This is a genomic window from Sporolactobacillus spathodeae, assembly GCF_016908935.1.
Taxonomy (GTDB): Bacteria; Bacillota; Bacilli; order Bacillales; family Sporolactobacillaceae; genus Sporolactobacillus; species Sporolactobacillus spathodeae.
Genome location: NZ_JAFBEV010000010.1, coordinates 39,474 through 63,489, shown reverse-complemented (window position 1 = coordinate 63,489; position 24,016 = coordinate 39,474). Strand labels below are relative to the sequence as shown.

Here is a 24,016-nt window from a genome sequence, read left to right as displayed (position 1 = left end):
TAAAATTTGCACAAAAAAAAGAGCGAAGGTGCGAGACGCCTTCGCTCTTTTTTACTGTATTTTTCTTCGTTAGCAAAGGAAGGTAGGTGTCGAACGAGAAAGGATAATAATCTTTAAAGCTTTTCAAACAATAATCCAAAATGATAGGGTGGTAGCTCAATGTATTTGACAAAATGCAAGCCCACTCTTTCTGCCCACGCACATATTGTCTCAGGTGTCGGTCTAATCGCCATTGAAGGTCCTCTTGGTGTTTTCTCCTGTTTCCAATGAATAACGCCTACTTTACCTTTATTATTTAAAAGTTTATAAGCGTTTTTCAGTAAAGGGATTGGTTGCTCACAATGCAAAATATTGAAGAGCGTAATATAATTAATCGTTCCCTTATAATCATCCAATATTTTTGTACTTGATGTTGAAATATCCACGCACAGCAGAGTGATATTTTTCAAATGCTGTGCTTGTGCCTTTTGTTTACATCGCTCAATCATTAGTGGTTCAATATCGATGCCAATAGCCATTCCACGAATTAAACGGGCTGCAGGGAGTAAAAAAGTGCCATAGCCACAACCCAAATCGACTAATGAATGGACATTTTGATTTACGTCTAACTGCGCGAGAATCTGTTCTGGGCTATAAAAGGTGGTCCATAACTGTTCATCAGGCATTCCAGACTCTCTATATTTCATTTTTTATCTGCTCTTTTCATGAAATTTTGCCTTATCTATCACAAATTCATTTGGCTTATTCAGGCACATTTGATTTTGGTTCGAAGTGAACATTAACTTCATAAATCCTATGTTTTGTGATAAGTGCTTGCTCAACTTGAGTCGAGATATCATGTGCATCTTTCAGTGCAGAATAAGGATCCACAATTATAACGAGATCAACAACGACGTTGTTTCCATAATTTCTTGCCTTTAGTTTCTGAACACTTTCAACGCCATTAATAGACAAGACCGTTTCTTGAAAATCCTTTATTTTATTTTCATCAAATCCATCGGACAAGTTATACGAGGATTCGCGGAAAATATCCCATGCTGTTTTGCAGATAAGAAAGCCCACGAATATGGCGGCTAATGTGTCAAGCCAGGGAAGATTTAACTGGGAGCCAAATATACCGACTGAAGTACCGATACCGACCCAAGCATCTGAAAGATTATCTTTTGCTGCGGCCATGACAGACAAACTTTTGGTTCTTTCTGCCAGGTTTTTGTTGTAGCTGTAGATCAAGAACATGATAGCGGCACAAACCAGTCCAGTCCATGCAGCAATCAAATCAGGTGTTTCTTCATTACCTTTAAAAATAGATGTAACACCATCGAACATAACTTGTAAGCCAACAGCCATCATGATAAAGGAAGCGACCAGAGAAGCTATAGTTTCGCTCTTCCAGTGACCATAAAGATGATCACTGTCAGGCGGACGTTGGGATACTCTCAAGCCGATGAGCACAGCAAGTGAGGCGATTATATCAGTAGTGTTGTTTAAACCATCTGCTTTAAGTGCTTGTGAACCAGTCAAGAAACCAATATAGAGTTTTAGGCTAGATAAACAGAGATAGGCAATAATGCTGACGATTGCCCCTCGTTCGCCACGTTTTAGATTCATATATTTTTCTTGGATCATGAGCAAGCACCTTCTTTCATTCATAACATCATAGCAACCCAAATGTGTGTGTGTCTACAGCAATCTTTGTTTGCGTTTACATAAAATCAGTTAAAATGAAAAAGTGTTTCACAAAGAGAACTTTTACGGGTTTATCCGTATTTTCATCAGCAGTGAATGCAAGGAGGGTGGTAAAGTATTTTCTTCTTGAATCAGCGCGCAACATTTTTCGACCTTCACTTAACGTTGTTTTAATGGAACGCAGGAGTCGCGTTATTGGAAAAAAATGGCCGACTTTTTTAAGTCGGCTTATTTATTCACTATATTAAGGTTTAACGGCTTGAATCGTTGACGATACAATATAGTTTTCGATAGTTGCTCCTGGAATCCATTCTTTGATGAATGCCTTGGATTCGTCTTTGGGTCTAATCTCAATTTGTGAAAATCCATTTTGTTCCAACATGTTTTGAAGATCAGGGATTGAGGAAGCTCCTGAAATACAGCCTGAGTAGGAAACATCTAGGTCATTTTTTATATCGGCAGGTAATTCAGCAGTAAGCACAACATCTGAAATCGCCAGTCGCCCGCCTTTCTTAAGTACACGAAAAGCCTCTTTAAATACTTGAGGTTTATCCGGTGAAAGATTGATCACGCAATTTGACAGAATGACATCGATAGACTGGTCGGCCACAGGCAAATGTTCAATTTCTCCCAAACGAAAATCAACATTGGTGATGTGCCCATTAACAGCGTTTTGCCGTGACCGGCTGACCATTTCGGGCGTCATATCAACACCAATAGCCTGACCTGTTTCGCCCACCTGACGAGCGGCAAGGAAGCAATCAAATCCGCCACCACTTCCAAGATCCAGCACATGCTCACCAGGCTTTAAAGAGGCGATGGCCTGTGGATTGCCGCACCCTAACCCTAAATTTGCTCCTTCAGGTACCGCATTTAATTCTTCAGCAGAGTAGCCCAGTTGTTCGGAAACACTGTTACGATCAGCTTGCGTATCGCAGCATCCCACTTCAGAGGAACAGCCACAGGATGGGGTAGAGACATCCTGAAGAGCAATCTTCTTGTACCGGTTCCGAACGTTTTGCCGAATTTTGTCATTCGAAATTGACATATTGACCAACTCCTTTTTTATTTAATCAATTGTTCTTCTGTTGCAAACTGTTTTATTCGCTTTTCAATACCATCACGGACACGCTGGAACACCGCCCATTTTTCAGCTTCGGTACCTTGAGCCTTTGCAGGATCATCGAAGCCCCAATGTTCCCGTCTAACCTGTTGGGGAGTCATCGGGCATCGTTCTTCAGCATCCCCACAAAGGGTGACGACGAGGTAAGCCTGCTTCAATAAATCCATATCAATAAGTTTAGATTTATGTTGTGAAATATCGACCCCTACTTCTTTCATGGCTTTAACTGCGTTTGGGTTTAATCCATGAGCTTCAATGCCTGCTGAACGGAAATCATATGTGTCTCCTAAATACTTTTTTCCAAAGCCTTCAGCCATTTGACTCCGACAAGAATTTCCTGTGCAGAGAAAATAAATGATTTTTTTATCCATATTAAATTCCATCCTTCACGTTTGTGGTAGGGGCTTTAAAGCTGAATTTTTTTCTGAAAAATAGTGCGACATTTACCAAGCCAATCATGACTGGAACTTCCACGAGTGGACCAATGACAGCAGCGAAAGCTTCTCCAGATTGAATACCGAATAGCCCTACAGCTGTTGCGATCGCAAGTTCAAAATTATTGCTGGCTGCCGTAAAGCTCAGAGCCGATGTTTTACCATAATCTGCGCCAATTCTCCTTGAGAGAAAAAAGGAGGCGAAAAACATGATGACGAAATAAATCATGAGCGGTATGGCTACTCGGACTACATCAAGAGGTAACTGGATAATCATTTCGCCTTTGATTGAAAACATCACAATAATTGTGAAAAGAAGCGCGACTAAGGCAAGGGGACTAATCAGCGGACAAAAGGCATTTTCATACCATTCTTTTCCCTTTACAGAAACCAAGATTAAACGCGTCAGGATGCCTGCCAAAAAAGGTATTCCTAAGTAAATGAAAACGCTTTGTGCAATTTCAATCATCGTGACATGGATCTGAAGTCCTTCTAAACCGAGCCATCCCGGAAGCACAGTCACGAAGAAATATGCAAAAACAGAATAAAACAGAATTTGAAAAATCGAGTTAAAAGCGACCAGTCCAGCCGTGTATTCGCGGTTTCCTTGTGCCAAATCATTCCAGATAATCACCATCGCGATGCAACGTGCCAAGCCAATCATTATCAAACCTGTCATATAAGCTGGATAGCCATGCAGGAAAATAACAGCAAGGGCAAACATGAATACCGGACCGATCAACCAATTTTGGACGAGCGATAAGCTGAGAACTTTCACATCCTTGAATACTTTCCCGAGTTCTTCATAACGGACCTTCGCTAATGGGGGATACAGCATAATGATTAAGCCAATTGCGATCGGAATGGATGTTGTGCCAACCTGGAGCGTATTCATCGCTTGAACGAAAGAAGGGATCAATCGACCCATTAGAATGCCAATAGTCATTGCCATAAATATCCACAGCGTTAAATAACGATCAAGAAAAGACAACTTTTTCATTTTAATGACTCCAATTGTATAAGATCTTCACGGGTTTGACAGTCACAGGACTTTGCTTTCAGGGAGGGAAGGTTCTCAAGAATCTGTGAGATATAGTTTGGCAAATCTGGGCTTAAGCGATAATAAACCCAAGTTCCTTGTTTCCGTTCCTGAACCACACCTGCTGTACGTAATTTCTTCAAATGCTGACTAATTGCAGGCTGGGTCAAAGTGAATAAGTCCACGAATTCACAAACGCACATTTCACCATTCTTGAGATAGGCCAGCATGCGAAGCCTTGTCTTATCACTAATCAGTTTCAGAAGAAAAGACATAGCATCCAAATTTTTATTATTCATATAAGCTCCTTCTTATATATCTTTACAATTATATTATCATTGGCTTATATTTAAATCAAATAAATTGCCAGCAAAAGAAGGGAGGCATAAAGTTATTTTTAAAAAAATAAGCTTTGTTGTTTTATTTTAATGTTACTTTCTGACCCAAAATATGTTTGCTGACACCTTGAAACAGAAAAAAGCAAGTTTAGCATTGCATGTAAAGTGTGGATTTAGGAAAATCGGGTACAGAGAAAAGATTGCTCAAATGCCTGATGGTACGTGGCATGACGTTATTTTAATGGAGCGCAGGAGTCGTGTTATTGGAAAGTAAAAAATAGATCAAGAGCCGACTTAAAAAAGTCGGCTCTTGATCTATATAATTACGTTTTAAAAAGGTTTAATAACTGAGAATAAAACATTAAATGTATCCAATTAAGAACACGAAGTTAAAGCTGCGATTCAAAATCTTGATGAAGGAATATTATCGAAAGCACCTAATTTTATGATGCAAAATGTGTCTTGCGACACAAACTTGGGGACTAAAAAAATGCCTATTTAACAGCACAGTCCCCACATTTGTGTCGTTTTTTATATTCAAATTTTGCGACACAAATGTGGGGACTCGACCAGCACGCGACACAAACCTGGGGACTCGACCTGCAGTGGTGACTATAGAGATGATCACTGTCAGCAGGACGCTGAGATAATCTCAAACCAATGAGTACGGCAAGGGAAGCAACAATATCAGTTGTATTATTTAACCCATCTGCTTTAAGTGCTTGTGATCCAGCTGAAAAACCTATAAATAATTTAAAACTTGATAAGCAGACGTACGCAATAATGCTGATGATGGCTCCTCTCCCCACGTCTTAAGTTCATATATTTGTCTTGTATCATGTTTGGCACCTTCATTCCCATCCATTCAGTTCTTCTTAGCAACTCGAACCCGTGTGTGTCTACAGCAAACATTTTTGATGATTGTATAAAATTAATGGTTACGAAAAAATGTTGCACAAAGATAACAGGATATCGATGTTCTGACTTAATCTTAGACTTTTAATAAACTGGAAAAATGAGCATTTTCTTAATCTGACAAGAAATGATCAATAGAAATTGACATCTCAAACAAATGAGATATAATTTAATTGAACATATGAACAATCATTCATATGTATCATTCATTAAAGATTAAAACAAGTCTTAACAAAGTTGAATACACTAGGAGGGCTTGAACATGTCAGATTTTTTTGAGCGTTTGTTTGGAGATCGTGACGATCATCATCACGAAAAAAACCACGATCGTCGTAGGTATGGTCACCATGGTGAAAAGCATCATAATGAAGAACATGACCATCGTCGTAACGATTATTATAATGATTATCCACCATATCAAAATGACAGATACAATGATTTCCAAAATAATTCGCGTGGAATCGTCTGTCAAAAGTGTGGGATTTCTAACAGTGCTACTGCCAAATTCTGTAATGAGTGTGGGAATAACCTGCAATCAATAGCAATTTGTCCGAATTGTAAGGCACCTATTAAAAACGGTGCAAAATTTTGTCAGGAATGTGGGACAAAAATCGGTTAACAATTTATATATACAGAGAATAAGATAATGTTGTGCCGTTCATTTGAACATATGCTCATATATTTAATTAAGGTGGTGCTTTTGTGGTTCAAACGAAGAAAATTTCAGATGTTGATGTAGAAACTTGTGAACAAACCGTTATTCATACAGACGTCGTTCAAACAGTAAGTGAAGCCATGTCAAACGATGAAGACATGGATAATGTTGCTGATCTGTTTAAACTATTTGGTGATCGTACAAGAATTCGCTTGTTACGTGCCTTGTATCAATCCGAAATGTGTGTCTGTGATCTGGCTTATTTGCTGGATATGACACAGTCAGCCGTTTCTCATCAACTACGTGTTCTTAAACAGGCAAAATTGGTGAAGAACCGGAGAGAAGGAAAAGTGGTTTATTATTCATTGTCTGATCAGCATGTCATGCAGATTTTGGTTCAAGCTTATGATCACATCAAAGAATGAAAAATGGGAGGAGGAATCCAATTGAGTACACCAGAAGCTAATATTAACAAAAAGAGAATAAAGACTGAGAAAAAGACAGTGATGGATCCAATATATTTAGAGGGCATCGATTGTGCAAGTTGTGCTAAAAAAATTGAAAGAGCAGTCGGGAAAATTAATGGGATAAAGGCTTCAACGGTTGACTTTGCGACACAAAAATTGTTTGTCGAGCTGACAGGTGATGTAAAAACAGATAAATTGATCGATGACATCAAAAAAACAGTGGCACACGTTGAACCAGAGGTCAGTGTTTCCTTAAAATCTGAGAACAAAGGAAATGAACACGATCACGGTCACGACCACAAGGGCAGCAAGACACAACAATTGATCATTCGTTTAGCAGTGAGTGGGGCATTGACAGCTATCGCAGCCTTTTCACCCCTTCCTTTCATTTTGGACGTATCGCTATTTGTGATTGCTTATGCCATCATCGGTGGCGACATCGTTTATCGGGCATTTAGAAATATCCTTAAAGGACAAGTATTTGATGAAAATTTCTTAATGACAATCGCAACTCTTGGAGCTTTTGCGGTCAGACAGTTTCCTGAGGGCGTAGCTGTTATGCTGTTTTATCAAATCGGAGAATTGTTTCAGGAGATTGCGGTCAATCGTTCCCGTAAATCAATTAGTGCACTGATGGACATTCGTCCGGATTATGCCAATCTAAAAGTGGGCAATGACATTAAAAAAGTTGCACCAGAAGATATTAGCATTGGTGATGTCATTATCATAAAACCAGGAGAAAAAGTACCTCTTGATGGAAAAGTTATCGAGGGTCAATCAATGGTCGATACATCAGCCTTGACGGGAGAATCGGTTCCAAGGGAAATTGAAGCGGGCAGTGATGTACTCGGTGGATTCATTAATAAAAATGGTCTCTTAACGGTCGAGGTAACCAAAGTCTACGGTGAATCCACCGTCGCCAAAATCTTGGACTTAGTTCAAAATGCCAGCAGCAAAAAAGCACCTACAGAAAATTTTATTACGAAATTTGCTCGTTATTACACACCTGTTGTCGTCATTGCAGCTGCGGCTTTAGCTTTTATTCCACCTTTGGTGATCCAAGGGGCAACCTTTTCTGAGTGGATTTACCGTGCACTTGTGTTCTTAGTGATCTCTTGTCCCTGTGCCTTGGTTGTTTCCATACCTTTGGGCTTCTTTGGAGGTATTGGGGGAGCATCTAAAAGCGGCATTCTCGTTAAAGGGAGCAATTATCTTGAAGCTTTGAATGCTGTCAAGTACGTCGTTTTCGATAAGACTGGAACATTGACCAAAGGTGTTTTTGATGTGACAAGTATCCAGCCGAAGAATAATCTTACGTCAGAGGAACTATTAGAGTATGCCGCTTTTGCAGAAGTCCATTCTAATCACCCGATTGCTCTGTCAATCCGAAAGGCTTATGGTCAAGAAATCGATGAAAGCCGCATTCAGAACTACAACGAAATATCAGGGCATGGCATTCAAGTAACCGTCAATGGAAAAGAGATTCTAGCCGGTAATGCCAAACTCATGAATAAAGAACACATTGCATTTGAACAGAAAGACGTGGTCGGTACCCTAGTACATGTTGCGATCGATAAGCAATATGGAGGATACATCGTTATCTCCGATGAAGTTAAAGAAGATTCAGCTCGTGCGATTCAAAAGCTAAAAGAATTAGGAATTAAGAAAACAGTAATGTTGACGGGTGACGCAAAATCTGTAGGTGAAGCAGTTGGTCGCAAGCTAGGACTGGATGAAATACATGCAGAACTATTGCCTGACCAGAAAGTAGATGAAATAGAAAAAATCGATCAGCAAAAAACAGCAAAGGAAAAGCTTATTTTTGTCGGAGATGGCATTAACGATACGCCTGTACTAGCTAGAGCGGATGTAGGTATAGCCATGGGAGGGTTAGGATCCGATGCAGCGATTGAAGCAGCGGATGTTGTGATCATGACAGACGAACCTTCAAAAATTGCAACAGCAATCAATATCGCGAAACGTACGCGTCGTATTGTATGGCAAAATATTATCTTTGCCATGGGAGTAAAAGGAATTTTCCTTATTCTTGGTGCAGTTGGGTTTGCAACGATGTGGGAAGCCGTATTTTCAGATGTCGGTGTAACCCTGTTAGCAGTGCTCAACGCAATGCGTGTTTTGAGAATAAAGAACGAGTAGTGCTAAAATGTGCTACTATATCCTGTAAGTTGCACTTTGATGAAAAGATATACAAAGCTGGTTTAGTTATTACTTAATTATGGAATAACTTAACTAGCTTTTTCTTTATTGAGTCTAATAAGTCAAATTAAATCAGTAATATATAAAGTACCTAATACGAAGTGTTGCTGTATAAAGGACTCTTAAACTGCGTTGAAGAATACTTACAAAATAAAATTTCTCTGCCTAGGTGACTCCTGTGTATAATAATCCGATTCATATGAAAAGAAGTTCGAAATACGGCAATAATTATTGGACAGGATATAGTCATAAAATGAAACGAACAATTGAATTGTTCAGTGATCTAGAATATGACCATTGGCTTTCAGTTGAATGCGACCCAAAGATTATACGGTTCTGCGAACAACCATTAATCATTGAAGAGACAATTCATGGTGAACAATTCCATTCAATTCCTGATATGTGGGTTCTATATGAAAATAAAGAGGAAGCAATTATTGAAATTAAATATTTGAATTTCTTATTAGAAGAACATCCTAAATATTTACAAACAATGAGACAAATAGAGATTCAGAAAAAGTGGGCGAAACGAAATAACATGAGTCATTTTGTTATTTCAGAGGATAAAATCAGAGAAAGTCGTATTCTGCTGAATAATTACCGTAAAATAATTTCTTTTGTCAGGCAATTTAATCCTGCTGATCTGAACGCACTGACACTAGACATTATCCAAGCAATTAAAGGCGAAAGAAGAACATTAGAACAGATTTTTCATTTGAAAAATGAATCTCAAGATGACATTATGGTTGCTCTCATGTATTTGATTTATTCGGGAAAGGTACAGTCAAATATTGCTATCCAGACAATTAACAGAAAAATGGAGGTATGGATAGATGGTGCATAGACATAAGATCAGTCAATATACTCATCTGACGGATGAGCAACTATACACGGCAAACTGGTCAGTAATCGAAATTACTAACTTAAATGAGAGTGATCGTCCTATCTTTCTACAAAGAAAAAAAGGTATCGATTTATACTTTAATACGCTCCTATCCATACCAGAAATTGAAAGACAAACAGGAATGAAAAAGAAAGACCTATACAATTTCATTGATCGCTGCCTCACGCTTGATGAATATGGCAATGTCTTTGGTTATCGAGCATTAATTCCTTATAAGAATATAAAAACATATACACGTGAAGAGCTTCCCTCGGACCATATGAAAAAGGCTACAGGAGCATTTACACTTTTGCTCGAAGAATACCCCAAAATAAAAGATACGATTGATAATTTATACTTAAAACAAGGGAATAAAGCACTCCATGAGCCAATAATACGCAAAAAGAATATTCATCGAAAATTTATTGAAGCGTGTAAAGCGGAAAAAATTAATTTTAATGAATATCCATTTACTACAAAAGATCGTGCCAAAAGATCGCTTGAGCGATATTTAAAAAGGGTCGATCTTAATCATTTTGCTAAAGCAGCAAAACGACAGAGCAAAGCGGCATTTAAGACAGCAATTCATACTGGGATAGGTGAGAAAAACACGCCTGCAATAACTGAGCCCTTCCAACGTGTACAATTTGATGGACATCGAATTGATTTGCTTCTTGCTATCAAGTTTAAAACACCTGACGGTCATGAAGTAACTGATATCATGAATCGAATCTGGCTATTGACTATTATTGACGAAGCTACTCGGCTTGTCCTCGGATATCATATCTGCTTAAATACCGAATATTCATCTGCGGACGTATTAAAGTGTATCAGGAATGCAGTTGTGCCTAAGGAGCTTTTTAATTTCACTATTCCTGGTTTTAGGTATCCTGACAATGGGGGATTTCATTCCCAAGCGATAGAGGACACTCAATGGGCTTTATGGGATGAATTTTTGTTTGATAATGGTAAATCAAATTTAGCAGCCATTGTTCAGGATAGACTAGAGCACATTGTTAAATGCTCAATTAATGCTGGACCTGTAGATACACCAGAACGAAGAGCTATTATTGAACGCTTTTTTGGTACACTGGAAGAAAACTTTTATCATAGGTTACCAAATACAACAGGAAGTAATCCGCAAGATCCAAAAAGAATTGATGCAGAAAAAAATGCAATCAAGTATGAAATAACAGAGCAAGAGATTGAAGAACTAACAGAGTTAATAATTGCAACTTACAATGGAACACCGCATTCGGGGTTAAATAATCTGTCTCCGCTTGAAGCCTTAAAAGTAAATTTGAGCAACGGATCAATATTGAGAAAACTGACTGAAAACGAAAGAAATAATGTAATATTTTTCTCGAAGAAAGATGTTAGAAAAATATCTGGAAATGTTTCATCTGGTAGACGACCTCACATTCAGTATGAAAACGTTATCTACCGTAATGAAATTATTGAACGAAGTCCTCAACTAATCGGAACTAAATTGACACTATTAATAAATATAGACGATTTACGTGTCATTCAAGCATTCTTACCAGATGGTAGTTCCTTGGGTTACTTATATGCTACAGGTAAGTGGTCTATTCAGAAACATTCGCTCAAAGTTCGTAAAGCAATTAATCAACTAAAGAACAAAAAATTAATTCATTTTACCAACAACGAAGATCCAATTGATGTGTTCTATAAATATTTAGCTGATAAATCAAGAAAAAGTAAAAAGACTAGAAACAGCTTGTCAATGCTTAATAAAGAAAGAAATCAAGAGAGTTCCAAAAAAGGTAATAAAACTAAAACACAGTATGTTGATGAAGAATTAACGAATAAAAAAGCTGAAAGTAAGGGTAAAGAGAATATGAATGATTCTAGAAAGTCACAAAATCCGATCAAAAGAATATTTAAAAAGACGATAACTTATTGATATGGAGGAGGTGGCAGTATGTTAAGGCAAGGAAATCATCAAACACCTGCTAACAGACCTTTTATACCACCTAAGTCACACCCGGTTTATACGGGAAGATATCTTCTAGCAACAAATGAAATTAGTAACTTGTACAATACGATATCAAGATGGATTGATTGTCGAACGCCCGGAGGCATCATTTATGGGCGTCCAAGGATAGGAAAAACAAGGGCTTTAAAATTTTTATTGAGTCAACTACCCGAAGAATATGGCGAAGATTTACCAATTTTTATAATAAATTGTCGCCACTACAAAACCCCAAATGAATCAGTCTTCTTTGAAGATATGTTGAGAGATGTAGGACACGAATTTTTTGCAAATGGGAAAGCAAATGTCAAACGGGGACGTTTATCCATGTTTCTTATCGAGCGTGGACTTTCCTCAAAAGAAAATAGAGTAATTGTGATAATGGATGACGCTCAAGAACTCCACGAAATGCATTATAAATGGTTAATGGATATTCATAATGAACTTGATCGAGCCAATGTCCAATTAACCGTCATCCTTGTAGGACAAAAAGAGTTAATAAATCAAAAAAGTGCTTTCATTGCTATGAAACGAGCACAAATTATCGGACGGTTTATGGTGCATGAATACCCTTTTAAAGGAGTTTGCACAGTAGACGATATCACAACTTGTCTCGTTGGCTATGATGATGAATCATCGTATCCGGAAGGGAGCGATTGCTCATTTACACAATTTTTCTTTCCAAAATTATATGCTGAAGGATTCCGTCTAGCCACTTATGCTGATTTAGTTTATGAGACCTTTCAAGAGATGCGTCGTAAAGCAAATATTCCCGGTAAATTTGAAATACCTATGCAATATCTAACTACAACAGTAGAGTTCATTCTTACCCAGTATGGTTTTGATGGAGTTAATGTTGATGCACTCACGAAAGAAGAAATAAAGAACGCTATTGAATTCTCTGGGTATATAAATTCAGAGACTTATTCAGAAATGAATTGAAGGAAGGACATTTAGCTATGGAAAAAGAAAATGTATCAAGTGTTACATGGAAAAATGAATGGATACAGCCTTATGAATCAATTTGGGGAATACTTGAAAAATTTCGGTATGCAAATAAGCTTGAAACTATCGAAGTTATTCGTTTTTTTGCAAACAAGGATCTACGAAAAAAAAGAAACATTAATCCCACTGTAAAGTCTTACCGAAACCTAATTTCTTTTTCGTGTTTTGATGGTGAGAAAACCAAAAAAGTTTTAGGTCTAGATTTATGTGAATACTACGATAAAATGATTAATCAACTACTGCAACCAATCTTAAACCCAATAGCTCACAGAGAGAAGTACTTTAGAGAAAATCTAACTTTCTGTCCTATCTGTATCGAAACAGGATACCACAGTTTTTTTCATCAAATAAAACTCTTTGACAAATGTGTCTTTCACGGCGTGAGCTTAGAAAACACATGTAGACAATGTCATGCCAAGACACGCTATGAACTATCCCAAAGTAATGATCCATTCTGTTGCAAATGTAAACATCCGTTAACCCAAAACAACACATTTACATTTATTATGACCTGGAGTAATAATTATTCAAGTAAAAATTTATATACTGATTGGATCAATTTTGATAGAGAAACTATTAACGATAATTATCTCTATTATCCCTTTTTGAGTGATCATGATAAAAATGAAAATCACTCGGAATTAAGAAAGGCTCTTATATTATTTCAGCATACTCACAATAACGATGATAAAGAATCAAACAATCAAATGAAAAGTAAAGGGTTTATCTTTACCACATCGAATGTTACTAATTTAGATAAAAAGATCAGAAAGCACAATGCAAAGTATTTAAAATTACAAAAAAGTTATGATCATCAGAAGTATGTATATGATCTTTCCAAAGCCATCTACAAGTCGGTAGCACGATTTATCAGAAAGAAATTACTTAAGGATCATAAGAAATGTATAAAAATTTTTCAAAATGCAGCACATGGAGGGGACGTGTGCCCGGACGCATTCGCCTATTTACTCTGGAGAAAAGAGGCAGAACAAATTAATGAATTGTGGGAAGTAGAATCAGGGTGGGGTAATGGTTCGACTCTGAAAATCAGATATAACGATCATGATAACTTTTCTTTTTATTTTGGTGGTGTCATTTCAATTTATATTGATGATACATTTAATAATTTCAGGTTGAAGGATTTTTCAGAAATTGAAGATAAGGAAATTTTGAACTGGTTATTATTTCATATGTCAAGCGATTTATTAATCGGACGATTTTTATACTGGAAGAATAAAGTCTCAACAGAATTATTCCATAAACCGCTAATTAACAGAGGTACACCTTTTTATTTAGCATTGGTCCCAAAAGAGGGAAAAAAGAAAATGGTTTTTATAAGACGGCTATATCATGTCAGTGATATTAGTTCGAAAACATGTCCAATTCACAATCATAAAAGAGAATACGAACGATATATAAACCCATTAGAAAGGGGGATCCAAAAACTTTATGCCGAAGAATAACAGAGAGTCCCCAGGTTTGTGTCGACAATTTACCAGATATTGTAATTCAGTCCCCAGGTTTGTGTCGCATTAGAAGAAAATAACTTGAATATTTTACCAAACAGTCACCAGATTTGTGTCGCAAATCATTAAATTTTTATATAGTCCCCAGGTTTGTGTCAAAACAGTCCCCAAGTTTGTGTCGCCAGACAAAATGAAAGGTTGCAACGATGGGGTGAAGAATTTCTTGCCGAATATTTACTACGTAAAATATAATTTTGACGAAGTAAACTCAAGATATTTTTGTTAGGTGCTTCTAACTGGCTGTTTTTTACTTGATTGATCCAATCCCACTAAAAATCTGTTTTTCAACACCAATTCATTTTCCCCAGCGTTTGACGGAACGAAAATAGAAATTTACGATGATTTATTTATCGTTCAACAAATACAGATTCTCCACTTTATAAAAAGGTTCAAATTGACCAGCTCTATGTCATGTATCGTTTTGCAATTTTCATTAGAAGATTCTCTGGTCAACGTGATCAAGGACTCTGAACACTGCGTAAAACTTTATTGCACTTTTCAATCCCGTTTTTTCTCTGCTTTCTTTGAAGTTAATTTTCAAAATAATTTTTAATATTGATCAGCATTGCCGTCTCTTGCTGCATCTGTTTGTTAATCATCGGATCCATGAGTTTAGCAAACCCTGTTGGTGTGTAGGATAAAGTAAATGTGACTTTTGTTTCTTCACCGTTCTCTTCAAGAACGTAATTTCCTGTAGGTCTTGCTGGCCCGGAAATGACCTTGAAGGCGATTGCTTTATCTAGATCACTGCTTATTATCTCGTAATCACCACTGATGCTTTTTCCAAAAGGCCCTTTCATCATTTGCGAAAATTGGGTGCCGACTCTTATCTCCCCCGCTGTCACTTTGCTTACCGCAGTGACGGATGGTCGCCAAAGTTTATTATTCTCACCATTTAATATAAATTCATAAACATCATGAACGGGTTTCCGGATTAATACGGAATATTCTGCGAATGCCATAGCAAATCACTCCACAATTTAATAGAATCATGTTTTTATTATCTAGCTTTTTAATATTGAGTCAATATGTTTTGCAAAACTATCGGGGCTTTAATAAAATAAAAAACAAAGAAATATCCCTTTTGGATTTGGAGGTTTGTCAAACATGACATCATTGATAGACGATATCGAAGCATACAAAGCTACATTTAAGAAAAAAGCATCTCCGGAAAAGCAGCGCCTATACGCGCAATCCATTTATGAACTTGAGGAATCCCATGTTGCGCAAGGCCTTAAAGTTGGCGATTTAGCTCCTGATTTTTCTCTCCTTGACGCTACCGGGAAGCGCGTCACTCTTTCACAGGAACTTGCCAAGGGACCGATCATCATCGATTTCTATCGTGGCGGATGGTGTCCCTATTGCAATTTAGAACTCAGAGCCTATCAACGCGCCCTTCCCAAGATCCAGGAACTTGGTGCCCAATTGATTGCGATCAGTCCTCAAACACCTGATGCATCTTTATCCACACAGGAAAAGAATAATCTTGAATTTGCCGTACTCAGTGACAAAGATGGTAAAGTGGCCAATCAATATCAATTGGTATTCAAACTTCAGGACTACCTGATCGAATTGTATAAACAGTCAGGATTTGATCTCGAACTAAGTAATGGCAATGAAAAATGGGAGTTGCCTAAGCCAGCGACTTATGTACTTGATCAAAATGGAATCATTGCTTTCGCTCATGTCAGCTCGGATTATAAAGAACGTACTGATCCGGCAGAGATACTAACGGTTATTAAAAATCTGCACAAATAATGTCTCCATTAAATTGGAGGCTTTTATTATTTATTGACATTACTGCGTAAAATATTGACTGCTCTTTTCCTGCATGCTACGATTGACTTGTCATTTACATATTTTCTTTAGAAAAACTTGACGAAGCCAAGTCTTTTGAATGACGGCTGAAACTTAGTTTATCTTATACTTAATTCTTCTGAAATTTTATACTTGCTTAACGGACAATTAAGGACTGGAGACTTTATTATGGCTGATGAACGTACCCCTCACCTTTATGATCGTATTGATGAAAAAACAGCACTACTCCCATGGTATGTCACCGAGTACGTCAATAAGAAAATGCGTGTGATGTCACCAAGATCGCTGCTGAATTATTGCCATGACTATCTCATTTTCTTTAATTGGTTGCTCAGTGAAGGCTTCTATCAAGGAAAACGAACGGACATACCACTCGATTGCTTAGAAAAGCTTACCCCTCAGACGGTTGAAAATTTTCTCTCCTATCTACAATTCCGTCTGCAAAACGACAAGTTTACAATCAATCGCAAATTGTCTTCTTTGAAATCTTTGTTCAATTATTTGCAAAATGTGGCTGAAACGGACGATCTGAAGCCATATATCGTTCGCAATGTGATGGCTAAGATTGCCTTTAATAAAATTAAAGAGGATCAAGAAACCGTTGCTCAGAAAATGGCCGGGAAAATCCTCTGGAATGATGAATATGAACAATTCCGGCAGTTTGTAGCCAATGATTATCGTGAAACTGTAAAAAATAACAAAAAGCTCTTAAATTTTCATGAGCAAAATGCAATCCGAGATACTGCGATTGTTTCGTTAATTCTTGGATCCGGGCTGCGACTTTCTGAAGTAGTCGGTCTTGATTTGTCAGATATCGATTTGAGCAAGCGAATGGCGCGCGTTCTTCGCAAAGGGAACAAAGAGCAGTATGTCTTCTTCAGCGAGCAAGCCAGCCTCGATCTTGAAGATTATTTATCCGTTCGCGCCAAAAAATATCAAATTCCTGCGACGAACAAGGCACTTTTTGTTTCTGACGCGATGGGACCGAGAGACACGACGCGGCGTCTCAGCCCACGCGCAATTGAAAATCTTGTCAAAAAATACGCGACGGCGTTCGGTAAACCATCTTTATCTGTCCATAAACTGCGCCATTCATTTGCCACACGCTACCAAGCGGAAAATAATGATATTCCAAAATTACGACGTCAACTTGGCCATTCATCCATTCAAACAACGATGATCTATACGCATTTAACAAATGACGAGCTGAAAAAAGCAGTTGATCAAATGGATGATCATTTTGATGAAGAGAAACATGGCGGCGACCTTCTCTAAAAAACTAAGAAGACACGGCTGAACTGTCTAGCCGTGCCCTATCTTTCAATAAGTTTACATAATAATATTTATGTACTCTTTAAAATAATTTGTTATGTCGTTCAATCAAGAAAGCGCACTTCTCCCCCTTCAAGTGAAGCGATTCTAGCCAGTGCATGAACGCGATAACCGGCATGATCGAGCCGATGTCGCCCATTCTGAAATGATTTTTCAACTACAATGCCCACACCTGCGACCAAAGCGCCTGACATCTCTACTAATTTAGCGAGACCAAGTGAAGCCTCCCCATTTGCCAGAAAGTCGTCGATAATCAGGACGCGATCTTGATTCGTCAATAACTCTTTCTCAATATAGATGGCATTTGTTTCTTTCTTCGTATAGGAGTAAACTTCCGCAACGAAAACCTCACCCTTTGATGTAGTTGGTTTCTTCTTTCGTATAAAAATAACTGGAACTTCGAGTGCCAGACCCGTCATAACCGCTGGAGCAATCCCTGACGATTCAATTGTAATGACCTTGGTTATTTTTTGATCAGCAAATTGTGCAGCAAATTGCCTCCCAATTGCTTGCATAAAAACCGGATCAATTTGGTGATTGAGAAATCGATCAACTTTGATAATGTTATTGCCAATCACTTCGCCTTCCCTGAGTATCCGTTCCTTCAATTCTTCCATTTCAGCTCTCCCTTACTTGCGATCTGTTCTTTTTAACAATTAGTGTAACATAACCTGATTTGATGCGTAGATGTAAAAATGGGTTTTACAAGATATCTTGTTGATTTGCATGCGAGAAATGCAATAACTCAAATGTCTCGGGAAAAAAGAAAATCAGCTGTAATGGTTCGTGGATAACGGCCAACAGCTGATCTGGATTAATCTCTAAACCAACCTTTTCTTCTGAACCAAAAGTACATGCTGATAGCTATGCCCATCATTAGGATTAAAACGATGTAATATCCGTAATGCCACTTCAGTTCAGGCATATACTTAAAATTCATACCATATACGCCAGCGATAAAAGTGAGCGGCATAAAAATGACTGTGATCACGGTCAGTGTCTGCATAATACTATTCATTCGGTAAGAAGTCAGTGAAAGATAGCTGTCGCGAATATCCGATGTAATCTCCAAATTCGCTTCAATAATATGAACAATACGCGCCAGATTTTCACTAAACTCACGTAAATATAAGGTTTCTTGCTCCGCCGTCTCAATAAGCGGTGATGCAATCATTCGTTGAATGATATCCTGAAGCGGCGAGATACTGCGTCGAAAGCCAAGTAATTGATGACGAATCCGGAAGACGCGATTGTCCAGCTTGCGGATAGATTCACCTTTCAAATTGTCATCGAGCAGATCAATCTGATCTTCAAGTTGGTTGGCCACCATAAAATACTGTTCGAGGAGTCGATCAAACAGACGGTGAAGAATATTATGAATATTTTCAGGATCAGGAGTCTTCCCAATGGGTCGGCATTCATGCCAGACATCATTTATTGCTTTTAAATTATCATGGTGTCGGCTAATTAATGTATTGCCGCTGATATAAAGATGCAGCTCATGAGCTTTCAGCGTGTTCGGACTGATCACAATCAGTGTCAATCGATAGCTGTCACCAAAAAATTTTAACTGTGGCCGCCGGTTCACTTGCGGTTCTTTTTTTGATGGATTGTGCGAGGCTGGTAAGAATTGGGCAATCTCCGCTTCTTCTTTCTCACTTGGTGCACTGATATCCACCCAATACCAGTCCTTCGGTTCTTGCTTGAATAGTTCGTACAAACTCAGCTTGTCCTGCAGATTACCGTCTGAGACTGCAAGTATGCGAATCATTCCATAATCTCCTTTTATCCTTCGACAGCATTGGAATAAAATCAGATGTCAAGAAATTCTCCATCTCTGATTTCATGAAGCGCTCGATATAAATCACTCGGAATATGACCGGAGAGCGCATCGATCGATTGATAGATTTCAAGTCGACGGACTTCTGGCGGCTGACTCTCCTCTTTCGACAGTTCGAAGATATTTTTATCTGTTCTAGCTAAACGTTCCATAATCCGTTTCTCCAACTCTCTCTCTATTGACTGCTCAAACGGCATCTTCATCTCGATAGTAATAAAAACAGCGTACCGACCATGAGCCGTTTCATAGACAACATATGTTGTCATCCGTTCACCGTTCCGATCGCTGACATTTGCTGAAGCGAGTTCTCTGCCAATAAACCGTTTCCGTGTGTAAAAACCCTTCTCGCCCTCAGAGATTTCGATATGCTCGAATCCTTTACCTTCGCCAATTTTGATATAAAAGCGAAGTGCCTGAACGATCGTTGCGGATAAATTCTTTCCCGAAACATTTTGAGCGTCATCAAAAACTTGCAGGTCAGCATCCGGCACATAAATCGTTTTATTAGGCATCACGTACATCCTCCCTAAGATTTGAACGAGTCTATTCGTTTTATACATATAAATATACACGTGTTATACGTATAAATAAAGGATAAGCACCGTACAAAAGGCGACTAAATATGCTTATATTATGCATATAAAACAAGAAGTTCGGGATCCATCCTCGGTTAATCGGCGAGGATCTCTATACGACGAAGCACGTAGCGTAGCTGGTTTATCTCAAAAGATAAGACTGTATCAAATTCTCTTAGCACAAAAAGTGAAGCGAGCCAATTGAGAACCAGCAGGATATCGACCCTACTGAGAAAACACGCTTCGCCTGCGTCAAGCGAGCAGCCGAAGCGTAATGCTGCAAAAATGACTTGGCTACACCAATTTTTTCTAACTAAAATTCATTCAAAGAAAAGAGGCGTCGAATGGAACACATGTCTTAATTAAACGTTTGATTAATAGATATGTTCGCATTTATGCCCATAAAAAATGGTCTTCCGTCATTAGGAAAACCATTAGAGCTATGTTTATTTTTTGATTGGCAAAGTATCTAGTCAACTAATGGTTGCAATAAGCGGATCATCATTTTTTGCTCTTTCCTCGTCAAGTCCTGATAGAGTTGAAGCAAAAACTGTTTTTGCTCAGGTTCTATTTGATTCATCAATACTGTGCCGCTTGAAGTCAATGTCAGGTATTTTGTTTTCCATTCTTGTTCGCGTGCAATCCATCCAGCGCGCTCTAATTTTCCGATCAACTGTGTAATATTGCCTTTTGAAACAAGAAGATGTTCCGCAAGCTCCTTTTGTGAGAGGCGCTGATGTCTCTGAATCTGTTTCAAAATCGAGTATTGCGGTAAGGACAATCCCCACCTTTTTAGGAAAAGATTATACGCTTTCGTCTGAGAATGATAAGCCTTTGATAGAGTATCCGATAATTCGAGACTCGTTTTCAGTTTCTTGTCTAAGCGACTCCCTTGTTTGTTTTCTTTCAACCCGATTCACCTTCTTCAAACCAGCTTATTATCAGTTTAGTATGAAACTGAATAACTTAATGACTTGAACGAGAAATTTATGATCCATTAGTGTTGAAAGTGCCATAGGTATTCCTCAAGATAAGATAAACTTGGTTATGCCCATCCTTTTTTGATAATTTTTTCTCCTGCTGTTCGCTTGCCGCGGACGCCGCGCGCCTTCGCTGCATTTTTTTATACAAAATCTTATGCATTCGTATCTTTTAAAAAATGCCGTTTGACTTGCTAATCAATCCTTGGTACAGACAAGGGTAAATAACTTTGGTAAACCGATATCGGCAATCTTCATATTTGGTGCCTCATCCAGCCGTTCCACACGCAGTCCAGCTGCGGCAAAAGCAGTGACGATTTCGCCTAACGTCCATTCTCTTAAATATACGTGATGCTTCAGTTGCTGATGACGATCTTGATCCAAATGCTTTTCGTATGCAACCGAACGTGTGATTAATTTTTTATCAAAGTAATTACCGAAAACAACTTGCTTTTTCCCTTTTGTGGTCACAAGCTTTGTTGATACAGGATGAAAATCTTGAAGAATCATCGTCCCGCCAGTCCGCAACATCCCCATAATAAGTGCTGCAAGAGGCTCTAAATCAATAAAATAATGTAGAATGCCAAGTTCCATAAACACGCAATCGTAGCTCTTTGCTTTCTCTTCCTCAGGGAGATTGAGTACATCCGAGACCACATAATGAAGGGGAACTTCGATTGCCGCTGCAGTCTGTCTGGCATAGGCGGCGTTTTCGGATGAAATATCGACAACAGTCACTTCTGCGCCCATCGAAGCGAGTGCGATAGCCTTGCCACCATGAGACCCAAGCATATTAAGAATCCGGCGACCAATGACTTCATTCTCCGAAAAATAAGGTGCTAGTGTACCGAGCTTTGCTTTTGGATTTTTCCTGATTTTCTCTGCAGCCTGCTGCGGTGTACCAAAACGATGAATCCAAGCTTGGAAGGCATCTTCATTCCAAGCTTCACCATTTGCTGATGCATCCGTTTGCTGCAATTGGGCTAAATATTCTTTGACAGCGCGACGCATCGGAGAATTAATATTTAATTCCCGCAAATAAGAATCAAAACATTTGACAGGAATCTCATTACCCTGGCAAGGAGTCAATACACGATCCGGATCGGTTCGAATGACTGTCCCATATGTACAATGAAGATAATAAGACCAACGATCGTAAGCTAGCGTAATCGCCTTTCCGTCCGTCTCATCGATAATACAAAAATCTGGATAGTCTGCGAAGAGTTGAGATATCTTTTCAAAAGCGTCCCATTGAAAAAGTATCCGGCAAGCCTCTTCTTCATTTTCCACAGATGGAACACCTTGCAGTGCTAGAGCCATTGCCCCTTCAATTGTATAACTGATCTGATGGGCGTTTAGAAGTGCAAGGATTTGAAACAGGGACGTTAATCGTTGATCGTCTTGCATGAAGTCACCGCCATTTATTAGAAATCTTATTTTTGTAAGTCAGCAAAAATGCCGCTCAATTTTAGAGCGGCACTGGCCATTTATTTTGAAAATAATTCGCCCGCGCTTGAACTATGCATTGGCTGTGTCCGCGCATCCGGATCAATCAAATGTTTGGCATTATTGACTGCGGTAGGCGCTTCGCCGAAACCTGTTGCAATCAGTTTCACCTTACCCGGATAAACAGCTATATCACCGGCTGCGTATACACCTGGCAGATTAGTTTCCATTTTTGAATTCACGAGGATTGAATTTTTATCGAGCGCTAAACCCCAATCTTTGATCGGCCCGAGCGCTGAGACAAAGCCGTAATTGACGATCAAATCATCGAGTGGGAGTACTTCTTCTTTCGTTCCCTTAACTTCTTCAACAATCAGTTTCTCAATTGTTGTCCCATCGCCAACAATCGCCTTAGCTGTGTACGGTGTAAGAATTGATATAGAAGATTGCTTCATTTGCATAACACTACTCTCATGCGCTCGAAACTCATTGCGCCGATGAACGATTGTTACATGAGCTGCAATCGGTGCCAGCGTGTTCGCCCAGTCAACAGCAGAGTCACCACCGCCGAGAAGCACAACGCGTCGCCCAGCAAATTTCTGTAAGTCATTGACATAATAATGCAGGTTTCCTGCCTCGTAGCTTTCTGCGCCATCGACCTTTAATGGACGCGGAGAAAAAGCACCGACTCCCGCTGTAATAATCACCGTTCGCGTCAAATGCTGCGTCCCATCCTCCGCGGATAAGACAAGTGTGCCGTCCTCTTGTCGGTTTAACTGATTAATCTTCTGATCAAGAAGAATATCTGGATTGAATTGAAGGGCTTGCTTGGTTAAATTGGCAACCAAATGCTTCGCTTTAATCGCTGGAAAACCAGCCACATCGAATATTTCTTTTTCCGGATAAAGCGCACCGAGTTGGCCACCAAGCTGCGGCATACTCTCAATCAATTTGACTTTCATTTGGCGCATGCCCGCATAAAAAGCGGTATAGAGTCCAGTCGGACCACCGCCGATAATTGTTACATCATATATAGTGTCTTGACTTGTCACCATTATCCCTCCAAAACATGTCAACTCTCTATTTTGGCTGCAATGAATCATTCAGCTATTCTTTATCTTAATGGAATTCTTCGAAAGAAGCGAACAGATTGCTTTCTCACAGGTAAAAGCAACACCTGTTTTGCACCTTTCCCGAAAAAATAGTTTTTTAAACGAATGAATCTTGTGCAGCAACACATTCTAATAAGAGTTCATCAACAGAATGGAAGATCCCTTTATGATACTTGCAGCGAATATTTGTCTACTTTGGGCCGAAATTGGCTGGTTCTTGTGTATCCGAAAATCACTCAGTAGCAAGCAGATGCTTTTTGTTTTCATGTCTAGTTCAATCGTTTTGATGCTCCTATTTAATGCGACAGGGCTCCTGATGAATTCAGATCATAAACCTTATTCTGTTCCTGAATTTCTCGCGTTGCTTATTAATCGAAACGGTATTTTACCGTTGCTGACTGTCCTTTATCTGCTGGCCGTTCAGAACAGGAAGATTTGGCGTAGACGCTTTACCAATGTTTTATTTCTCTTCATTTTCGACGCTTATTTATTTATCGAAAAACACTTTGTACAAATGGATACGCTTAGCTGGCCAATATGGCTCACCGGTTCTATTCTTTACTTGTTTTTTATTCGTTTTCTATCCTACGTTTTCGCACAAATGTCCGATTGCAACGGAGAAGTTTAGTCCA

General features: G+C 38.7%; 23 protein-coding genes and 1 pseudogene. 10 read left to right on the top strand and 14 right to left on the bottom strand.

The genetic code is table 11. The features are described from left to right. Positions 1 to 113 precede the first annotated feature (113 nt). The 7 genes and pseudogenes from JOC27_RS06910 to JOC27_RS06880 all read right to left on the bottom strand — a co-directional run. The gene (locus JOC27_RS06910; RefSeq protein WP_205006365.1) at positions 114 to 665 is read right to left on the bottom strand and encodes a class I SAM-dependent methyltransferase; all 552 of its coding nucleotides are present in this window, start codon (positions 663 to 665) and stop codon (positions 114 to 116) included. Between the two features lie 76 nt (positions 666 to 741). Continuing rightward, positions 742 to 1,626, bottom strand: coding sequence for a cation diffusion facilitator family transporter (locus JOC27_RS06905; RefSeq protein WP_205006362.1), 885 nt, complete (start codon positions 1,624 to 1,626; stop codon positions 742 to 744). 304 nt (positions 1,627 to 1,930) lie between these two features. Beyond that, positions 1,931 to 2,734, bottom strand: coding sequence for an arsenite methyltransferase (locus tag JOC27_RS06900; RefSeq protein ID WP_205006360.1), 804 nt, complete (start codon positions 2,732 to 2,734; stop codon positions 1,931 to 1,933). 17 nt (positions 2,735 to 2,751) lie between these two features. After that, on the bottom strand, positions 2,752 to 3,180 hold the full coding sequence (gene arsC / locus JOC27_RS06895; RefSeq protein ID WP_205006359.1) for an arsenate reductase (thioredoxin): 429 nt from the start codon (positions 3,178 to 3,180) through the stop codon (positions 2,752 to 2,754). Position 3,181: 1 nt separating this feature from the next. Further along, complete coding sequence (gene arsB, locus JOC27_RS06890; RefSeq protein WP_205006357.1) at positions 3,182 to 4,243, bottom strand: ACR3 family arsenite efflux transporter; 1,062 nt, start codon at positions 4,241 to 4,243, stop codon at positions 3,182 to 3,184. Further along, positions 4,240 to 4,581 (bottom strand): ArsR/SmtB family transcription factor, encoded by a 342-nt coding sequence (locus JOC27_RS06885; RefSeq protein WP_205006355.1) that lies wholly within the window; start codon positions 4,579 to 4,581, stop codon positions 4,240 to 4,242. The genes arsB and JOC27_RS06885 overlap by 4 nt, the downstream gene beginning before the upstream one ends. A gap of 647 nt (positions 4,582 to 5,228) precedes the next feature. After that, a pseudogene (locus JOC27_RS06880) lies at positions 5,229 to 5,460 on the bottom strand (cation efflux transmembrane domain-containing protein); the annotation flags it as partial. A gap of 337 nt (positions 5,461 to 5,797) precedes the next feature. Between JOC27_RS06880 and JOC27_RS06875 the strand changes: the two are divergent. From JOC27_RS06875 to JOC27_RS06845, 7 genes are all read left to right on the top strand, one after another. Further along, positions 5,798 to 6,154, top strand: coding sequence for a zinc ribbon domain-containing protein (locus JOC27_RS06875; RefSeq protein ID WP_205006353.1), 357 nt, complete (start codon positions 5,798 to 5,800; stop codon positions 6,152 to 6,154). Positions 6,155 to 6,255: 101 nt separating this feature from the next. Beyond that, positions 6,256 to 6,615 (top strand): ArsR/SmtB family transcription factor, encoded by a 360-nt coding sequence (locus JOC27_RS06870; RefSeq protein WP_338062784.1) that lies wholly within the window; start codon positions 6,256 to 6,258, stop codon positions 6,613 to 6,615. An 81-nt stretch (positions 6,616 to 6,696) separates the two neighbouring features. Then, a complete protein-coding gene (locus JOC27_RS06865) occupies positions 6,697 to 8,814 on the top strand; it encodes a heavy metal translocating P-type ATPase (protein WP_239529994.1) in 2,118 nt (705 codons plus the stop codon). 313 nt (positions 8,815 to 9,127) lie between these two features. Continuing rightward, positions 9,128 to 9,718: a TnsA endonuclease N-terminal domain-containing protein gene (locus JOC27_RS06860; RefSeq protein ID WP_205006349.1), complete on the top strand. Its 591-nt coding sequence runs from the start codon at positions 9,128 to 9,130 to the stop codon at positions 9,716 to 9,718. After that, positions 9,708 to 11,681 carry a hypothetical protein gene (locus JOC27_RS06855; protein ID WP_205006347.1) on the top strand — a complete coding sequence of 658 codons (1,974 nt, stop codon included), beginning with the start codon at positions 9,708 to 9,710 and terminating at the stop codon, positions 11,679 to 11,681. The genes JOC27_RS06860 and JOC27_RS06855 overlap by 11 nt, the downstream gene beginning before the upstream one ends. 18 nt (positions 11,682 to 11,699) lie before the next feature. Next, a complete protein-coding gene (locus JOC27_RS06850) occupies positions 11,700 to 12,692 on the top strand; it encodes an ATP-binding protein (protein WP_205006345.1) in 993 nt (330 codons plus the stop codon). A gap of 17 nt (positions 12,693 to 12,709) precedes the next feature. Then, on the top strand, positions 12,710 to 14,218 hold the full coding sequence (locus tag JOC27_RS06845; RefSeq protein WP_205006343.1) for a hypothetical protein: 1,509 nt from the start codon (positions 12,710 to 12,712) through the stop codon (positions 14,216 to 14,218). 593 nt (positions 14,219 to 14,811) lie between these two features. Here JOC27_RS06845 and JOC27_RS06840 read toward each other — a convergent pair. Next, positions 14,812 to 15,243 carry an SRPBCC family protein gene (locus JOC27_RS06840; protein WP_205006341.1) on the bottom strand — a complete coding sequence of 144 codons (432 nt, stop codon included), beginning with the start codon at positions 15,241 to 15,243 and terminating at the stop codon, positions 14,812 to 14,814. A 145-nt stretch (positions 15,244 to 15,388) separates the two neighbouring features. On the opposite strand from JOC27_RS06840, the gene JOC27_RS06835 reads away from it, so the two are divergent. Together JOC27_RS06835 and xerS are read left to right on the top strand one after the other, a co-directional pair. Next, positions 15,389 to 16,039, top strand: coding sequence for a peroxiredoxin-like family protein (locus tag JOC27_RS06835; protein ID WP_205006339.1), 651 nt, complete (start codon positions 15,389 to 15,391; stop codon positions 16,037 to 16,039). Between the two features lie 228 nt (positions 16,040 to 16,267). Continuing rightward, a complete protein-coding gene (xerS, locus tag JOC27_RS06830) occupies positions 16,268 to 17,374 on the top strand; it encodes a tyrosine recombinase XerS (protein ID WP_205006337.1) in 1,107 nt (368 codons plus the stop codon). A 101-nt stretch (positions 17,375 to 17,475) separates the two neighbouring features. Here xerS and JOC27_RS06825 read toward each other — a convergent pair whose 3' ends face one another. From JOC27_RS06825 to JOC27_RS06800, 6 genes are all read right to left on the bottom strand, one after another. After that, the gene (locus JOC27_RS06825; RefSeq protein ID WP_205006329.1) at positions 17,476 to 18,048 is read right to left on the bottom strand and encodes a xanthine phosphoribosyltransferase; all 573 of its coding nucleotides are present in this window, start codon (positions 18,046 to 18,048) and stop codon (positions 17,476 to 17,478) included. Between the two features lie 197 nt (positions 18,049 to 18,245). After that, positions 18,246 to 19,202, bottom strand: coding sequence for a magnesium/cobalt transporter CorA (gene corA / locus JOC27_RS06820; RefSeq protein WP_205006327.1), 957 nt, complete (start codon positions 19,200 to 19,202; stop codon positions 18,246 to 18,248). 41 nt (positions 19,203 to 19,243) lie between these two features. Continuing rightward, positions 19,244 to 19,783, bottom strand: a complete 540-nt coding sequence (locus JOC27_RS06815; protein WP_205006325.1) for an EXLDI protein — start codon at positions 19,781 to 19,783, stop codon at positions 19,244 to 19,246. Between the two features lie 532 nt (positions 19,784 to 20,315). Beyond that, complete coding sequence (locus JOC27_RS06810) at positions 20,316 to 20,756, bottom strand: MarR family winged helix-turn-helix transcriptional regulator (protein ID WP_205006323.1); 441 nt, start codon at positions 20,754 to 20,756, stop codon at positions 20,316 to 20,318. A gap of 268 nt (positions 20,757 to 21,024) precedes the next feature. Then, positions 21,025 to 22,233, bottom strand: a complete 1,209-nt coding sequence (locus JOC27_RS06805; RefSeq protein WP_205006321.1) for a class I SAM-dependent methyltransferase — start codon at positions 22,231 to 22,233, stop codon at positions 21,025 to 21,027. An 80-nt stretch (positions 22,234 to 22,313) separates the two neighbouring features. Continuing rightward, complete coding sequence (locus JOC27_RS06800; RefSeq protein WP_415641042.1) at positions 22,314 to 23,324, bottom strand: NAD(P)/FAD-dependent oxidoreductase; 1,011 nt, start codon at positions 23,322 to 23,324, stop codon at positions 22,314 to 22,316. Positions 23,325 to 23,700: 376 nt separating this feature from the next. On the opposite strand from JOC27_RS06800, the gene JOC27_RS06795 reads away from it, so the two are divergent. Beyond that, positions 23,701 to 24,012, top strand: coding sequence for a hypothetical protein (locus tag JOC27_RS06795; RefSeq protein ID WP_205006317.1), 312 nt, complete (start codon positions 23,701 to 23,703; stop codon positions 24,010 to 24,012). Positions 24,013 to 24,016: the final 4 nt, after the last annotated feature.

Coding starts and splice junctions, on each gene's coding strand:
- JOC27_RS06910 (WP_205006365.1), bottom strand. CDS start 665: ATGCCTGATGAACAGTTATGGACCACCTTTTATAGCCCAGAACAGATT.
- JOC27_RS06905 (WP_205006362.1), bottom strand. CDS start 1,626: ATGATCCAAGAAAAATATATGAATCTAAAACGTGGCGAACGAGGGGCA.
- JOC27_RS06900 (WP_205006360.1), bottom strand. CDS start 2,734: ATGTCAATTTCGAATGACAAAATTCGGCAAAACGTTCGGAACCGGTAC.
- arsC (WP_205006359.1), bottom strand. CDS start 3,180: ATGGATAAAAAAATCATTTATTTTCTCTGCACAGGAAATTCTTGTCGG.
- arsB (WP_205006357.1), bottom strand. CDS start 4,243: ATGAAAAAGTTGTCTTTTCTTGATCGTTATTTAACGCTGTGGATATTT.
- JOC27_RS06885 (WP_205006355.1), bottom strand. CDS start 4,581: ATGAATAATAAAAATTTGGATGCTATGTCTTTTCTTCTGAAACTGATT.
- JOC27_RS06875 (WP_205006353.1), top strand. CDS start 5,798: ATGTCAGATTTTTTTGAGCGTTTGTTTGGAGATCGTGACGATCATCAT.
- JOC27_RS06865 (WP_239529994.1), top strand. CDS start 6,697: ATGGATCCAATATATTTAGAGGGCATCGATTGTGCAAGTTGTGCTAAA.
- JOC27_RS06860 (WP_205006349.1), top strand. CDS start 9,128: ATGAAACGAACAATTGAATTGTTCAGTGATCTAGAATATGACCATTGG.
- JOC27_RS06855 (WP_205006347.1), top strand. CDS start 9,708: ATGGTGCATAGACATAAGATCAGTCAATATACTCATCTGACGGATGAG.
- JOC27_RS06850 (WP_205006345.1), top strand. CDS start 11,700: ATGTTAAGGCAAGGAAATCATCAAACACCTGCTAACAGACCTTTTATA.
- JOC27_RS06845 (WP_205006343.1), top strand. CDS start 12,710: ATGGAAAAAGAAAATGTATCAAGTGTTACATGGAAAAATGAATGGATA.
- JOC27_RS06840 (WP_205006341.1), bottom strand. CDS start 15,243: ATGGCATTCGCAGAATATTCCGTATTAATCCGGAAACCCGTTCATGAT.
- JOC27_RS06835 (WP_205006339.1), top strand. CDS start 15,389: ATGACATCATTGATAGACGATATCGAAGCATACAAAGCTACATTTAAG.
- xerS (WP_205006337.1), top strand. CDS start 16,268: ATGGCTGATGAACGTACCCCTCACCTTTATGATCGTATTGATGAAAAA.
- JOC27_RS06825 (WP_205006329.1), bottom strand. CDS start 18,048: ATGGAAGAATTGAAGGAACGGATACTCAGGGAAGGCGAAGTGATTGGC.
- corA (WP_205006327.1), bottom strand. CDS start 19,202: ATGATTCGCATACTTGCAGTCTCAGACGGTAATCTGCAGGACAAGCTG.
- JOC27_RS06815 (WP_205006325.1), bottom strand. CDS start 19,783: ATGCCTAATAAAACGATTTATGTGCCGGATGCTGACCTGCAAGTTTTT.
- JOC27_RS06805 (WP_205006321.1), bottom strand. CDS start 22,233: ATGCAAGACGATCAACGATTAACGTCCCTGTTTCAAATCCTTGCACTT.
- JOC27_RS06795 (WP_205006317.1), top strand. CDS start 23,701: ATGAATTCAGATCATAAACCTTATTCTGTTCCTGAATTTCTCGCGTTG.